The 15,798-nt window shown below is 53.9% G+C and carries 12 protein-coding genes; 2 read left to right on the top strand and 10 right to left on the bottom strand.

Translation table 11 applies throughout. The features are described 5' to 3' along the window. Positions 1–28 precede the first annotated feature (28 nt). Positions 29–1,519, bottom strand: coding sequence for an NAD(P)H-hydrate dehydratase (locus VLV32_03445; protein ID HUL40947.1), 1,491 nt, complete (start codon positions 1,517–1,519; stop codon positions 29–31). A gap of 75 nt (positions 1,520–1,594) precedes the next feature. On the opposite strand from VLV32_03445, the gene purL reads away from it, so the two are divergent. Beyond that, positions 1,595–5,566, top strand: a complete 3,972-nt coding sequence (purL, locus tag VLV32_03450; protein HUL40948.1) for a phosphoribosylformylglycinamidine synthase — start codon at positions 1,595–1,597, stop codon at positions 5,564–5,566. 16 nt (positions 5,567–5,582) lie between these two features. On the opposite strand, the gene VLV32_03455 is transcribed toward purL, so the two are convergent. The 9 genes from VLV32_03455 to VLV32_03495 all read right to left on the bottom strand — a co-directional run bounded on the left by VLV32_03455 (position 5,583) and on the right by VLV32_03495 (position 14,832). Then, a complete protein-coding gene (locus VLV32_03455) occupies positions 5,583–6,404 on the bottom strand; it encodes a peptidylprolyl isomerase (GenBank protein HUL40949.1) in 822 nt (273 codons plus the stop codon). A gap of 26 nt (positions 6,405–6,430) precedes the next feature. Continuing rightward, a complete protein-coding gene (locus tag VLV32_03460; protein ID HUL40950.1) occupies positions 6,431–6,691 on the bottom strand; it encodes a BolA family protein in 261 nt (86 codons plus the stop codon). A gap of 43 nt (positions 6,692–6,734) precedes the next feature. Continuing rightward, positions 6,735–7,037, bottom strand: coding sequence for a YciI family protein (locus VLV32_03465; protein ID HUL40951.1), 303 nt, complete (start codon positions 7,035–7,037; stop codon positions 6,735–6,737). Continuing rightward, positions 7,037–7,576: a septation protein A gene (locus tag VLV32_03470; protein ID HUL40952.1), complete on the bottom strand. Its 540-nt coding sequence runs from the start codon at positions 7,574–7,576 to the stop codon at positions 7,037–7,039. Before VLV32_03470 ends, VLV32_03465 begins: the two co-directional genes overlap by 1 nt. A 102-nt stretch (positions 7,577–7,678) precedes the next feature. Further along, positions 7,679–8,074 carry a peptide-methionine (R)-S-oxide reductase MsrB gene (gene msrB, locus VLV32_03475; GenBank protein ID HUL40953.1) on the bottom strand — a complete coding sequence of 132 codons (396 nt, stop codon included), beginning with the start codon at positions 8,072–8,074 and terminating at the stop codon, positions 7,679–7,681. 178 nt (positions 8,075–8,252) lie between these two features. Beyond that, on the bottom strand, positions 8,253–11,102 hold the full coding sequence (locus VLV32_03480) for an aconitate hydratase (GenBank protein HUL40954.1): 2,850 nt from the start codon (positions 11,100–11,102) through the stop codon (positions 8,253–8,255). Positions 11,103–11,110: 8 nt separating this feature from the next. Beyond that, complete coding sequence (locus VLV32_03485; protein HUL40955.1) at positions 11,111–12,553, bottom strand: bifunctional 2-methylcitrate dehydratase/aconitate hydratase; 1,443 nt, start codon at positions 12,551–12,553, stop codon at positions 11,111–11,113. A gap of 8 nt (positions 12,554–12,561) precedes the next feature. Next, complete coding sequence (gene prpC, locus VLV32_03490; GenBank protein HUL40956.1) at positions 12,562–13,716, bottom strand: 2-methylcitrate synthase; 1,155 nt, start codon at positions 13,714–13,716, stop codon at positions 12,562–12,564. Between the two features lie 135 nt (positions 13,717–13,851). Further along, entirely contained in the window at positions 13,852–14,832 is a 981-nt protein-coding gene (locus VLV32_03495; protein HUL40957.1) for a malate dehydrogenase, read from the bottom strand. Between the two features lie 220 nt (positions 14,833–15,052). Between VLV32_03495 and VLV32_03500 the strand changes: the two genes are divergently transcribed. Next, positions 15,053–15,790, top strand: coding sequence for a GntR family transcriptional regulator (locus VLV32_03500; protein ID HUL40958.1), 738 nt, complete (start codon positions 15,053–15,055; stop codon positions 15,788–15,790). The last annotated feature ends 8 nt before the right edge of the window (positions 15,791–15,798 follow it).

Raw genomic sequence — 15,798 nt, forward strand, 5'->3', positions numbered from 1 at the left:
GCTAGCAGGACGTCGCAGGCTTTCAAATTCACCAATTATCGATCGGCTGGTTCAATAAATTTCTCGCCGCTTCGGTGACTTCGGTTGCAGTCAAGCCGACCGGCCCGACTCCGACCTCAACCAGTTTGTCCGCTGCTGCGCCGTGCAAGAAAACTGCAAGCAGCATCGCGTCGCTCCCGCTCAAGCCTTGTGCGATTAGCGCCACAATAATTCCCGTGAGCACATCGCCCATCCCCGCGCTGGCCATGCCTGGATTGCCAGTGGAATTAATGTACCAGTTTCCATTGGGCAGCGCGCAAATGCTGCCTGCGCCTTTCAGCACAACATGGCAGCGAAAACGCTGCGCAATTTCCAGCGCTGCAGACAAACGATCGCGCTGGATTTGTTCCGTATTGCTCTTGAGCAAACGTCCCGCTTCTGCGGGGTGGGGCGTGAGTATGGTTGGTGCAGAGCGTTTCTTCAATAATTGCTGTAAGCGTCCTATGGAACCAATCAGATTCAGCGCATCCGCGTCCAGCACCAGTGGCAAATGGGTATCGAGCGCGGCGGCGATAAACCGTTGCGCGTCACTTGACTGCCCCAACCCCGGTCCGACCGCTATGCAATTTAGGTGATCAAGCTCAAGCAATTTGTTTGGCATGCGCAGCATGAGCTCAGGCTGTACTGGATCAACCAGAGGCGCATCTGCGGCGAGGAGAGCGACATATGTCCTGCCGGCACCCAGCTTCAGCGCCGCACGGCCTGCTAGCAGGGCGGCGCCCACCATTCCCGCCGCGCCGCCAATGATTCCCGCGTTGCCGAACATTCCTTTGTGACTGCTTGCAACACGCGGCCTGAGTCGCGGACGGTTTGCTGACGAAAGCAACCATCCTTTTGGAGGCAAGATAGCCGCAGCGTCAATATCGAGGTTGCGCAGGTAAACCTTGCCGCAACAGTCGACCCCGTGACCCGTGAGCAATCCAGGTTTCAGGGCGATAAAGGTGATTGTATGAGTTGCGCGCACCGCAGACCCAAGTTTGCAGCCGGTTTCGGCGTCAAGGCCGCTCGGTACATCCAACGAAAGCACCGGGACTTGGAACTGGTTGATCTGATCGACTAATTGCGCGTAGCGTCCTTCAAGCGGGCGCTTAAGCCCGATGCCGAACAAGCCGTCTACCACCAGATCCCATTGACCTGCCGGAATCTTGCTGATCAAATCGCCGCCTGCCTGTCGCCAAAGGCGTAAAGCGCGCCCGGCGTCGCGCGGCAATTTTTTTGCATCCCCGGTAAAAACCACGTCAACTTTGAACCACCACTGCTTGAGATGACGAGCAAGAACGAGGGCATCACCCCCGTTATTGCCAGGACCCGCAACCACCAAAATCCGGGTGCCAGACGCACCCAAGAGTTCGCGCGCCAGCTCCGCGCTGGCGAGGCCCGCGGCCTCCATCAGGCGTTGCACTGGTAAAAACTTAGCTTCGATTTTCCTGATTTCACGGGTCAGGAAAATCGGCTTCGATGTCGTCGCGTCCTCAATCACAGTGACGATAGTTTAGCCGTAAAGCGCTTGCGTGGTTAGGGTATAATTTAACTTTTGGGAGTCGCTCTGCAACGGATGCCCCAAATCCTCAAGCTGCGCGGGCGCAACGCCCTGTCCGATTTCCGCCTCAATAAACTGCTTTCGGCCCTGAAAAAATCCATACCTTCTATTGCCGCAGTGCAGGCGGAATTTTGGCATTTTGTGGCACCGTCGAGAAATTTAGCGGATCGCGAAGTTGCAATCTTGAAAAGGATTCTAACGTACGGCCCGGCTAACAAGGCAGACAAGACCCAGGGCGAAGTTTTATTGGTAGTACCGCGAATCGGCACAGTTTCCCCCTGGTCATCCAAGGCCACGGACATAGCCAGACATTGCGGACTGGAAGTCGTGGAACGAATCGAGCGCGGGATCGCTTTTTATTTCGAGAAACGCGAGAAGCTCTCAGCCGGCGAGAGGAATTTGCTGCTGCCGCTGATCCACGACCGAATGACTGAATCGGTGCTGGCGTCACTCGATGACGCGGATAAATTGTTTCTGCATTTTGCACCGGAACCCATGCAACCGGTGGATATTCTAAATCGCGGCGCAGCTGCACTTATACGCGCCAATCAGGAAATGGGGCTTGCCCTTTCGGAGGAGGAAATAGCGTATTTGCTCGAAAATTTTAGACGCCTCGGGCGCAACCCAACCGACGTCGAACTTATGATGTTCGCTCAGGTAAATTCCGAGCACTGCCGACACAAGATTTTCAATGCTGATTGGGTGATTGACGGAGTTAAACAACCGCTTTCGCTTTTCGCCATGATTAAAAACACGCATAAACAGCATCCTCAGGGCACGCTCGTGGCCTACGCCGACAACGCTGCAGTGATAGAAGGCGCGCGCATCGAGCGTTTTTTCCCCGCTCATAGCATGCCGGAATATGCTTATTCAGAAAAGTTGGCACACATTCTGATGAAAGTGGAAACGCATAATCACCCCACTGCAATCGCGCCCTTTCCCGGCGCCGCCACGGGATCGGGTGGTGAAATCCGAGATGAGGGCGCGACCGGCCGCGGTGCAAAGCCTAAGGCCGGATTGACCGGTTTTTCGGTTTCTAACCTGAATATTCCTGGCTTTCGGCAACCATGGGAGATTCTTGCTGGCACTACGGATGGCCAGTACGGCTCGGCTCCACGCATTGCTTCCGCACTGCAAATTATGGTGGATGCGCCGATAGGCGCGGCCTCGTTTAATAATGAATTTGGTCGACCGAATCTATGCGGTTACTTCCGTACCTACGAAGAACTGGTGGCAAACGCGATGCGAGGCTACCACAAACCTATAATGATCGCCGGTGGTGTGGGCAATATCGCAAGCGAGCAAGTAGTGAAATGCAAAGCTGATAATAGCTCGTCGCTGATTCAATTGGGCGGGCCGGGCATGCTAATCGGTCTGGGAGGTGGCGCTGCTTCCAGCATGGATTCGGGTTCCAATGTTGAGAGCCTGGATTTTGCGTCTGTGCAGCGCGGCAATGCGGAAATGCAGCGTCGCGCGCAGGAAGTGATAGACCGATGCTGGGCGTTGGGTGAAAGCAATCCAATCATTTCAATACACGACGTGGGTGCTGGCGGACTGTCCAACGCGCTTCCGGAACTCGTGCACAACGCGAGCTGTGGCGGCCGCATCAAATTGCGGGAAATCCCCAGCGAAGAGCCGGGTATGTCCCCTATGCAATTGTGGTGCAACGAGGCGCAGGAGCGCTATGTGCTGGCGGTCAACACCGACAAGTTTGCCATGTTCGCAAAAATATGCGAACGGGAGCGTTGCCCGTATGCGGTGATCGGTGAAGCGACCCGCGAGCTTCGGCTGCGGATTGAAGACGCCGTGTTCAATAATCTGCCTGTGGATTTGACGCTGGACGTATTGCTCGGCAGGTCCCCAAAGATAACTCGGCACGCTTCGCGCGTTGCTAATCCGTTACAGCTACTCTCGCTGAACGATATCGATTTACGGGAAGCGGTGAATCGTGTGCTGCGCTTGCCAGCGGTGGCGGACAAAACCTTTTTGATCAGTATCGGCGATCGCACTGTAGGCGGATTGAGCGCGCGCGACCAGATGGTCGGGCCGTGGCAAATTCCAGTGGCCGATGTCGCAGTGACCTTAATGGGCTACAAAACAGTGCGCGGCGAGGCCTTTGCCATGGGTGAACGCACACCCCTGGCGTTGATCGATCCCAAGGCGTCAGCACGCATGGCCTTGGGGGAGTCGCTCACTAATATCGCGGCGGCGCAGATTGCCGACCTTGGCGATGTGAAGCTGTCGTGCAACTGGATGGCGGCGGCGGGACATCCTGGAGAAGACGCGGCATTGTTTGAGGCGGTCAAGTCGCTAGCGATGGAGCTGTGTCCGCCACTGGGAGTAAGCATTCCGGTGGGCAAGGATTCGCTGTCAATGAAAACTGTCTGGGAGGACAACGGCGAAAAAAAAGAGGTCGTTGCCCCGCTGTCTCTGATCGTGTCGGCTTTCGCTCCGGTGTCGGACGCAACCAAAACGCTGACCCCGCAATTGCGCACCGATTGCGGTAAAACCGAACTTATTCTAATAGATCTTGGAAATGGCAGGAACCGATTGGGCGGCTCAGCGCTGGCCCAAGTCTACAAGCAGCTTGGAAATGACGCACCCAACGCGGATGATCCATGGCCGCTCAAGGCTTTTTTCGGCGCCGTGCAAACGCTGAACCGGGAAGGCAGGCTCCTTGCCTATCACGACAGATCTGACGGCGGCCTGTTTGTTACGCTTTGCGAAATGGCTTTTGCCGGGCATGTTGGCATTACACTGAATCTCGACGATCTTTGTCACGACCGGCTTAGCAACGACGTGGAAGGGCAGGAGCGGCGACCCGAAGCGTTATTTCCCGCCCGATACCGGGAAAGCATCCTGCGGGTGCTATTTAGTGAGGAACTGGGCGCGGTAGTACAGGTGCGGGCTGCAGATCGCAACGCCGTTTTACGCGCCCTGTCTCAAGCAGGTCTATCTGCGCACCTCCTCGGAGGCCTGAACGATAGTGATGAACTGCGCCTGGTGCGCGACGCGAAAGTGATTTTTTCCGAAACCCGGACCAGGCTACAGCGCATGTGGTCTGAAACCACTTATCACCTGCAGCGGATACGCGATAATCCGGAAGCCGCGCAGCAAGAATATGACCGCGTACTCGACGTCGCAGATCCTGGACTGCATGCGGTGCTTACTTTCGATTTGCGACATGATGTCGCTGCACCGTACATAGCCTCCGGCAAACGGCCGCGCATCGCTATTTTGCGTGAGCAAGGAGTGAACGGTCAGGTTGAAATGGCGGCCGCATTTGACCGTGCGGGGTTTTTGGCGGTCGACGTACACATGAGCGATATCATCGAAGGACGCGTCGCACTCACGGATTTCAAGGGATTCGCCGCGTGCGGCGGATTTTCCTACGGCGACGTTTTGGGCGCAGGAGAAGGATGGGCCAAGTCCATCTTGTTCAATTCCCGCGCCCGGGATGAGTTCTCTGCATTTTTTCAGCGCGCTGATAGTTTTGCCTTGGGAGTGTGCAACGGTTGCCAGATGATGAGCAACTTGCGCGAACTGATCCCCGGTTCCCAACATTGGCCGCGCTTTGTGCGCAATCGTTCGGAACAGTTTGAAGCACGATTGGTGATGGTTCGGGTCGAGAGCAGCCCATCGCTGTTTTTCTCGGAGATGGAGGGAAGCCGCATGCCGATTGCAGTGGCTCACGGCGAGGGATACGCTGAATTTGAAAACACGGGACAATTGCAGTCCGCGCTACCTCTGGTCGCCCTGCGCTTCGTGGACAATCGCGGGAATCCGACGGAAATTTACCCTTATAATGCCAATGGCTCGCCGGCCGGAATCACAGGACTCACTACTCATGACGGTCGATTTACCATACTTATGCCACACCCGGAACGGGCATTTCGCGCCGCGCAGTATTCGTGGCATCCGCGGGATTGGGGTGAAGACGCGCCGTGGCTGCGTGTCTTCAGAAACGCGCGCAAATGGGTGGGTTAGGGAAGTTGCTTCAAGATCATTCGATTTTGGCTTTAGCGCGCAGGTCGGCTAAAAACTTGTTGAATTGTTGCTGCTCATACTGCTGTTGTAGTTTAGCTTTCACGTCTTCATACTGCGGCACCTTGACGGGGCGGGTGTCCTCGAGCTTTATCACGTGCCAGCCGAACTGGGTTTCCACCGGCGTTTGCGTGTACTGGCCTTTCTTGAGCGTGAGCAGCGCATCACCAAAAGGCTTTACATAATTCGAAGGCAGGTTCCAGCCTAAATCTCCGCCTTTACTGCTGCTGCCCGGGTCCTTGGATTTTTCCGCCGCGAGCTTCTCGAATTTTGAGCCTTTTTTTAGTTGCGCAATGACCGCTTTCGCGTCCGACTCCTTATCCAGCAGTATGTGGCGCGCGTGGTATTCCTGTTTGTTGTCTAATTCCGCTTTGATCTTATCGTATTGTGTTCTCAGATCAGCATCGCTTACCGGATGGGTTCTTATATAATCCTGCAAGTACGCCTGCAACAGGAAATTCTCCCGCACGAAATCTGCTTGCGCGGCAACGGCCGGATTTTTATTAAAACCATCCTTGACCATCTCCTGATACAGTACTTCACGCGTAATTAAATCGTCGCGCAGTTTTTCCCGCAGTTCAGGGGTGTCCTTTTCGCCCCGTGCCATGTTCTCCTTTAACAGCACATCGAGCTGGGATTGCGGAATTGGTGTGCCATTGACCGTAGCGACAACGCCCGGTTTTTGAGGCGCAGCCTTGGAAGTTTCCTGAGCGTAGCAGGCCGTATATGTCAGCAAGCCAATAACTGCCGAAACCAAAAGTCCTGAAGGTCTGAAACTCATTTCAAAATCCTTTATAAAAAGACGGGTTAAAATTCTTCCGGGGTGTAGGCCCTGATGCTAATCGCATGAATTTCCTTGTGCATCATCCCGGATAACGCGGCGTACACCATGCGATGACGCGCGACGCTTGATTTCCCCTTAAATTTTTGGGAAACGATGGTGATTTGATAATGTCCACCCGTTTTGGCACCTTCGTGCCCAATATGTTCCCTGCTCTCATCCACGATTTCCAGGTTTTCGGCCCCGAGCGCGGCAAGCTCTTGTCTTATCCTGTCTGTTGTGCACATGCTTTTTTCCGGGACACAGTATATATGGAAAGTCATCTAATCACTATGTCGGGAGTACTTTTTTAAAAGGTTTGACAGAAATTTTGGCGTAAACACCGCCGGTAACATAGGGGTCAATGTCCACCCAGGCCTGGGCAGACTCCAATGAGGAAAATTCCGCGACGATTAAACTGCCGCTGAAACCGGCGGGTCCGGGGTCAGGACTGTCGATCGCGGGGAGCGGCCCGGCGAGGACAAGCCGGCCGGCCCGCTGCAGTTCAGTCAGCCTGCCGACATGGGCGGGACGAGCAGCCCGTCTTCTTGCTAGACTGCCGGGTAAATCTTCACCGACAATGGCGTATAACATTACTCGGGCTCCTTATCTTCCATATATTTCGCGAGCATTAAGCCCTGGAGCAGTACAAATACCAGCAGCAAACCGACGCTCCCGAAAAGCTTGAAATTCACCCAGTTTTCAGTGGAAAAGTGGAACGCAACATAGAGATTGGCGCCGCCCATGAATGCCAGGAAAAACACCCAGCTTAAATTCAATTTGCGCCACACGGCGTCCGGTAAGGAAATCTGGGTTTGCATCATAGCGCGCATTAAATTTCTACCGACGATAACATCCGCGCAAAACAGCACCAGCCCAGACAGCCAGTACAGAACCGTTGGCTTCCACTTGACGAAGGTTTCATCGTGCAACAGCAGCGTAGCACCTCCGAATACTACGATTATCGCCAGCGATGCCCACAACATCGGATCCACCTTTCCGTGTCTCGTCCACATCCAGCCAACCTGGCCAAAAGTCGCGGCAATCGCAACCGCGGTGGCGACATAGATCCCCTGGAATTTGAAAGCAGCGAAAAACAAAAGAACTGGAAAAAGGTCGAAAAGTAACTTCACCGGTCATTTAGCACAGAGTGGGGGCACAATTATGACGCTTCGACCGGGCGTTGTCTAATAGCGCACAATGTGCGAATGGCAGTAACTTGTTACCCTGAAAGCTTATTTTTTCTCGAGCTTCAAAGCTGCAGAATTGATGCAGTAACGCTGCCCGGTAGGCTGCGGTCCATCGGGAAACACATGGCCAAGATGCGCGTCGCAGGCGCCGCACAGCACTTCGGTGCGGCGCATGAAAAGCCTGTTGTCTTTTTCGGTTCTAATGTTCTCGGATTGCAACGGGGCCCAAAAGCTCGGCCAGCCGGTACCGGAGTCGAACTTGGTGCTGGAGCTGAATAATTCCATGCCGCAACAAGCGCAGCGGTACACGCCGTTTTCCTTGCAGTTCCAATATTCCCCGGTAAATGCCATCTCAGTTCCTTTTTTACGGCATATTTCGAATTGTTCCGGAGTGAGCTGCTGTTTCCATTCCTGTTCGGATTTGTTTACCTTCGTTTTCATTTCCTTGCCTCTCGAGTGCCAAGCGATGCGGCGACGCCGCACCCACGGTTAATTTAGCATGAGGACTACTTCAAGCGAATAATATCTGCGCGGCGATCATAATGCGGGTTGGACTGGCCCGCTGCAAAGTTTTTCTAACCAATGCCGATTCCTTGCAACGCCCTTTAAACCAATCGCATTATAGTGCCGCGACGAGTTGGCGCAGCACGTACGGCAGAATCCCGCCATGCCGGTAATAGTCGACCTCGACAGGCGTGTCAATGCGTAGCAGCAACTGTATTTCCTGCTTGCTGCCGTCCTTACGCTTAATCACCAGCCTCACATCCTGCTGCGGCCGGATGTCCGTCTCAATCCCGAGGATATCGAACTCTTCGTCTCCTTTGATGCCCAGAGATTGCACGCTGTCATTGTCTTTAAACTGGCAGGGCAGCACGCCCATACCGACCAAGTTGGAGCGGTGAATGCGTTCGAAGCTCCGGGTTATGACTGCTTTGACCCCGAGCAGTTGAGTGCCTTTGGCGGCCCAGTCGCGCGACGACCCGCTGCCATATTCCTCGCCGCCGAATACCACGGTTGGAGTTCCCTGTACGATGTATTTCATCGCGGCGTCGTAAATACTCATCTGTTCGCCCGACGGTTGCAGTAACGTAACGCCGCCTTCTATGCGAGTGCCGTCAGCGTTTGGCGGAATTATCAGGTTTTTAATGCGCACGTTGGCGAAAGTGCCCCGCATCATGACTTCGTGATTGCCGCGGCGCGCGCCGTAACTGTTAAAGTCGGCCTTGACGACGCCGTTTGCAATAAGATACTTGCCGGCAGGTGACGTTTCTTTTATCGAACCGGCGGGGCTGATGTGGTCCGTGGTTACGGAATCGCCAAAAATGCCGAGCGCTCTTGCGCCAATAATATTCCCGATTAAGCCAGGCCGCATGCCGAACCCGGCAAAAAACGGCGGTTCAGCGATATAAGTAGATTTTGGCCAATCGTATACTTGTCCGCTGGCTGAAGGCACGCTGTTCCAAAGTTCATGGTCGGCGGAAAGGTTGCTGTAAAGACGTCGGAAAGTTTCCGGGTCGATCGCGTATCTCATCGCCGCATGAACCTCATTACTGCTTGGCCAGATATCCCTAAGGTAAACGGGTTTTCCGTCCTTGCCGATTGCAAGCGGCTCGCTTTCCAGATTTACCAGCACCGTGCCAGCAATGGCGAAAGCCACCACCAGAGGCGGGCTCATCAGAAAGTTAGCCTTGATGTTGGCGTGGATCCGGGCCTCGAAATTGCGATTGCCGGAAAGTACGGCGGCGCAGATAAGGTCCTCTTTAATTATGGTCTCTTCCAGGCGCGGATCCAAAGGTCCCGCGTTACCGATACAAGTGGTGCAACCGTAGGCAGCAAGCGAAAAGCCGAGCTGTTCCAGATAGGATAGCAAACCCGCTTTTTGAAGATAATCGGTCACCACTCGAGAACCGGGCGCGAGCGAGGTCTTGACGTGTTTCTTAACGGAAAGGCCTCTTTCTACCGCCTTTCTTGCCAGCAAGCCGGCAGCAAGCAGGACACCCGGGTTAGAAGTGTTGGTGCAGGAAGTAATCGCGGCAATCAGCACATCACCGTTACCTATATTGACCTTATTACCAGGCGCCGGTGCGGCAACGGAGTAAACCGCATCGGGAGTTGGGTGGTCATCCTGCATTTCCACTTCACTGGCGGAAAGCGCCACGCCTTTTTGGCTGCCGCCGCCCATTAACAGTCCTTGCGATTCGGCGCGTGCCATGCCAAAGTTCGTCGCAAAACGCTGTTGCAATTCCTCCGCAGGTTTAGCATAACCATTCTCGGATATGGGTTTGGAGAAGAGTTCGGTAAACGTCTTCTTGAGATTGCCGAGCTCGATGCGGTCCTGCGGGCGCTTGGGTCCCGCGACAGAAGGCTTGATTGAAGCAAGGTCAAGCTCGATAACTTTGCTGTAGTCGATTTGGCCGGCTTGGGGAATTCCGAACAGCCCTTGGGCCTTGAAATAGGATCGAAATGAATCTATTTCCTGCGTAGTACGGCCGGAATTCCGGAAGTATTCAATCGTGGCGTCGTCCACCGGGAAGAAACCCATCGTGGCGCCGTATTCCGGCGCCATATTTGATATTGTGGCGCGGTCGGGCACGGTGAGCGACGCTGCGCCATCACCGAAGAACTCGACGAATTTTCCGACTACTTTCTCCTTGCGCAACATTTCGGTGATGGTAAGGACGAGATCTGTTGCCGTGACCCCTTCTCGCAGCTTGTTAGTGAGGCTTACGCCAACCACGTCCGGAGTGAGAAAATAGACCGGTTGCCCCAGCATCCCGGCTTCCGCTTCAATGCCACCCACACCCCAGCCAACCACGCCAATACCGTTAATCATTGTAGTATGCGAATCGGTGCCGACTAATGTATCCGGATAGTGCACATCGCTTTTCTGGTGTACCCCATGCGCGAGATGCTCGAGATTGACTTGGTGCACGATACCGATTCCCGGCGGGATAACTTTAAACGTGTTAAATGCCTGCATGCCCCACTTCAGAAACGTGTAGCGCTCGGCATTGCGCCGGAACTCGAGTTTCATGTTCAGGTCCAGCGCATTCCGGGTGCCGTAATAGTCAACCTGCACTGAGTGATCCACGACCAGATCTACAGGCACCAGCGGCTCGATAACTTTGGGATTCTTGCCCAATTTGTTCGCTGTGCTGCGCATTGCGGCCAGGTCGGCGAGTAGCGGCACACCCGTAAAATCCTGCAATATGATGCGGGCAACGATGAACGGTATTTCGTCCACTCGCGGTGCATTGGGCTGCCAGCTGGCAAGTTGCTTTACATGCTCTTCGGTGATTTTTTTGCCGTCATAATTGCGCAGGACCGATTCCAGCACGATTCGGATCGAAACCGGCAGGCGCGATATTTTGCCGAAAGAGATTTTTTGCAGGGCGGGCAGGGAATAGAATTTCCCTGCTTTACCCGACTCCATTTTAAATTGCTGAAGAGTGTCAAACAGATTATGCATGCGTAGCACTAAGTAACGAATAAATCCAAAAATTCATTTGCTGGAGTGGCTTCCAGCTTTTTCTGATCCAGACATAGATCAAGAATTGCCATCTGCTGTTTGACCGGGAAGCGGCGCGCAAGATTGGTTTTGAATTTGCCGATTAACAGTGGCATGGCTTCAGCGCGACGGACGCGGTGCCCGATCGGGTATTCTATCGACTCGCTCTCAGGCTTGCTGCCGTCCTTAAAGTAAACTCGCACGCCGTTGGCAATAGAGCGTTTTTTGGGATTCAAATAATCTTTACTGTACTGCTTCTTTTCCACGCATTTCATCTTTTCGCGCAGCCGGTCGATTCGTGGGTCTTTAGCGATATTGTCTTCGTAATGCTGTGCGGTTAAGGTCCCAAATATTAAGCTTATGGCGGTCACGTATTGGATGCAGTGATCGCGGTCTGCCGGGTTGTGCAACGGGCCTTTCTTGTCAATGATGCGCATTGCCGACTCGTGAGTCGTGATGACAATTTTTTCGACTTTGTCGAGGCGGGTCTTGATTCTGGGGTGAAGTTTCAATGCACATTCCGCGGCGGTCTGGGCGTGAAATTCAGCGGGAAAGGAAACCTTGAACAGCACATTTTCCATGACGTACGTACGATAAGGGCGTTTTATCTTGAATTTTTTGCCATTGAACAGCACGTCGTAGAAACCCCATCTCTTAGCGGTCAGCGCCGACGGATAGCCCATTTCACCCGCTAGAGTCATGAGCGCGAGCCGCACGGCCCGGCTGGTGGCGTCGCCTGCAGCCCAGGATTTGCGCGACCCGGTATTGGGTGCTTGTCGGTAAGTACGCAGCGGCTGGCCGTCGACCCAGGCTTGCGAAACAGCGTCGATGATGGCGCTACGGGTGCCGCCCAGTATCTTGGTGACCACCGCAGCGGACGCTACTTTGACCAGCACCACATGATCCAGCCCTACGCGATTGAAACTGTTTTCCAAAGCCAGCACCCCTTGTATTTCGTGCGCCTTAATCATTGCGGTGAGCACATCCCGCATGAGCACAGGTTCGCGTCCTTGCGCCAGGTTAGAGCGGGAAATCCAGTCGCTTGAAGCGAGGATTCCGCCAAGGTTGTCGGAAGGATGTCCCCATTCGGCGGCGAGCCACGTATCGTTGAAATCGAGCCAGCGGATCATGCAACCGATATTGAATGCCGCCATGACCGGGTCGAGCTGATAGGAGGTGCCCGGAACTCTGGCGCCGTTGGGCACGATGGTGCCTGGAACAATGTTCCCCATGAGCTTGGTACACGCAGGGTAGCAAAGTGCTTCCAGTCCACAACCAAGAGTGTCCATTAGACAGACGCGGGCAGTATTATAGGCTTCGTTACTTTTGATTTCGTATGCGGACACGTAGTCGGCGATATCTACGAGAACTTTATCAGGTTTAGGGCGAATATTGGCAACCGGCGCAGACATCGATCCCCCTATTTGCGCTGCTCGATGGGAACAAACTTCCGGTTTTCAGGACCGATGTAATTGGCGCTGGGGCGAATGATTTTACCGTCCGCACGCTGTTCGATCACGTGCGCCGACCAGCCGCCGGTGCGCGATATCACGAACAGCGGAGTAAACATCTCGCTAGGCACGCCCAGCTTTTGATAGCTGACCGCGGAATACCAGTCCAAATTGGAAAACATCTTCTTCTCATTCCACATCACCTTTTCAATTCGCTCGGCGATGTTAAACAGAGTCATATCGCCCGCATTCGTGGATAATCTGCGAGCCACATTTTTGATGATCTCATTGCGCGGGTCGCTGATCGTATAAACCGGATGGCCGAAGCCGGTGATTATTTCCTTATGCGCAAGGCGCTGCTTGATATCGGTTTCTGCTTGGTCGGCATTTTTGTATCGACTTTGAATTTTAAACGCGACTTCATTAGCACCGCCGTGCTTGGGGCCTCTGAGCGCGCCAATCGCGCCGGTAATTGCTGAATACATGTCTGAACCGGTGCCAGCGATCACGCGGGCAGCGAACGTAGAGGCATTCAACTCGTGTTCCGCATACAGGATAAGAGAAGTTTGCATTGCCCTCTCCTGCAGTGACGACGGTCTGGTGCCATGCAAAAGATGCAAGAAGTGGCCTGCTATCGACTCATCGTCAGAATCGGTTTTGATCCGCCGCCCTGATCGCGAGTAGTGGTACCAATAGAGCAGCATCGATGCAAAACATGCCATCAGGCGATCGGCAATATTCCGAGCGCCGGCCGGATTGAGATCTTCGTTCTCCGGCAGAATAGTGCCCAGCGCCGAGCAGCCGGTGCGCAATACATCCATCGGATGCGCCGAAGCGGGCAGGCATTCGAGCGCTCTTTCCAGCTCTGCGGGCAAAGCGCGCAACGATTTCAGTTTCTTTTGATAAGCATCGAGTTCGGCCCGCGACGGAAGTTTTTCATGCACCAACAAAAAGGCAATCTCCTCAAAGGTCGCTGTGTCGGCGAACTCCAGAATGTCATAGCCGCGGTAATGCAAATCGTTACCGGCGCGGCCCACAGTGCAAATGGCGGTATTGCCGGCAGTGATGCCCGAGAGCACGACTGATTTTTTTGTCTTGGTTTCGGATGCTGGTTGATCGCTCATGAATCGCCTAAGGCAAAACAGGTGTAACTATCTTCGTCAACGCGTGGCACAACGGATAATTGAGGGTGTGGATGGGCGCTCGCATGATCAGAATCGATTCTTAAATTCGGCGCAGCGGGCCGAGTCTTCGGTTTCCTAGCTGAGCAGGTGCTTTACAGCGTCGCGTTCTTCTTGGAGTTCTTTTAGCGTTGCGGCCATTTTTTCGCGGGAATAGGCATCGATCTCCAGATTCATGACAATCTGATATTTGCCGCTCGAACACGTAGCTGGGAAGCCATAAACGATATTTTCAGGGATGCCGTAGCTGCCGTCGGAGGGGACGCCCATGGTTACCCATTTGCCATGGGTGCCCGATATCCAGTCGCGGACATGGGCAATGGCTGCATTGGCTGCAGATGCGGCAGAAGACAGACCACGCGCCTCGATAACGGCGGTGCCACGCTTGGCCACCGTGGGAATGAACGTTTCACGGTTCCACTTTTCGTCGTTGATGATCGATTTCACGCTTTGGCCGTTAATTGTGGCGAATCGGTAATCAGGGTACATGGTAGGAGAGTGGTTGCCCCACACCACTATTTTTTCTATGGAATCCACCGGTTTGCCGGTTTTGGCCGCAAGTTGCGAGAGCGCACGATTGTGATCGAGGCGCAGCATTGCGCTAAAACATTCGCGCTTCAGATCCGGTGCGCTCGCCATTGCAATGTAAGCATTGGTATTGGCTGGATTGCCCACCACCAGCACTTTCACGTCGCGGTTCGCTGCTTGATTGAGCGCCTCTCCTTGAACGGTGAAAATTGCCGCATTAGCATTCAGCAGATCCTTTCTTTCCATTCCCTTGGTGCGGGGGCGTGCGCCGACAAGAAGCGCGACGTCGGCGTCCTTAAAAGCGACATTGGGGTCATCGGCAAAAATAATTCCCTGCACGAGCGGAAAAGCGCAATCCTCAAGTTCCATTACCACGCCCTTAAGCGCGGATTGCATTTGCGTGATTTCCAGTAATTGAAAAACGACCGGCTGGTCGAGGCCCAGCATTTCCCCGCTTGCTATTCTGAACAGCAGACTATAGCCGATTTGTCCGGCAGCGCCGGTAACTGCAACGCGGGCAGGTTTTTTCATTTGGGCTCCGGGCTCTAAAGAATTACAAACAAGACGTCAAATCCGGCTGATTAGAGAAGATATTCCTGTTCATTTTTCCACGCGAGGTGAGTTCCTGGTGAGCCGGCCCGAAGTGAATGAATGGTAAAGAATAATCCGGGCTCGTGTCAATCAATTCTTATATCTTATAAAAGATACATAACATCGTGGACGAAACGATGTTTTTGTGCTAAAAAAGCTCATGAATAACGACGCCATTACTTCTCCGGCTTTCCATCCGCTTTACCAGCAGATTAAAATTTTGATTACCCAAAGTTTGATTTCCGGCGAATGGCGTCCGGGTGACGCGATTCCCAGCGAAACTGAACTCGCTTCGCGTTACCACGTCAGTCAAGGGACGGTCCGCAAAGCTGTTTCGGAGTTGGCCGATGAGAACCTGCTGATCCGTCACCAGGGCAAGGGAACTTTTGTGGCTTCGCATACCGAGGAGCGTCGCCAGTTTCATTTTGTGCGAGTCACCTCGGACAAGGGTGGAATTATCTACCCGGAAGGCGAGCTTTTGGAATGCCGTCGCGGTAAAGCGGACAACAGCATCTCAAAGCTCCTAGAAATAAATAATGGGGCTTCGCTGGTAATCATCAAACGCTTGCTCAACGTTGCCGCCAAGCCGGTGATGCTGGAGGAGATCCGTCTTCCTGCCGCGCTGTTCAAGCGCCTCAACGCCGAAGTCATTAACCGACATGCCTGCAAGATGTACAGCATGTTCGAGTCCGAATTTGGCATTCGTATCACACAGGTGGTGGAGCAAATCAAGGCTGTCGCCGCCAACGGCGAGGCACCGAAGCTGTTGAAACTCAGCCCGGGCGCGCCACTCCTTTGCATCGAACGATTGGCCTATACCTTTGGCGATAAGCCGGTCGAGTGGCGCAAAAGCCTGTGTAACACTAAAGAGCACTATTACATGAACACAATCGTATAACTGATTGT

The organism is Burkholderiales bacterium (assembly GCA_035518095.1).
In the GTDB taxonomy this organism is placed as follows: Bacteria; Pseudomonadota; Gammaproteobacteria; order Burkholderiales; family JAHFRG01; genus JAHFRG01.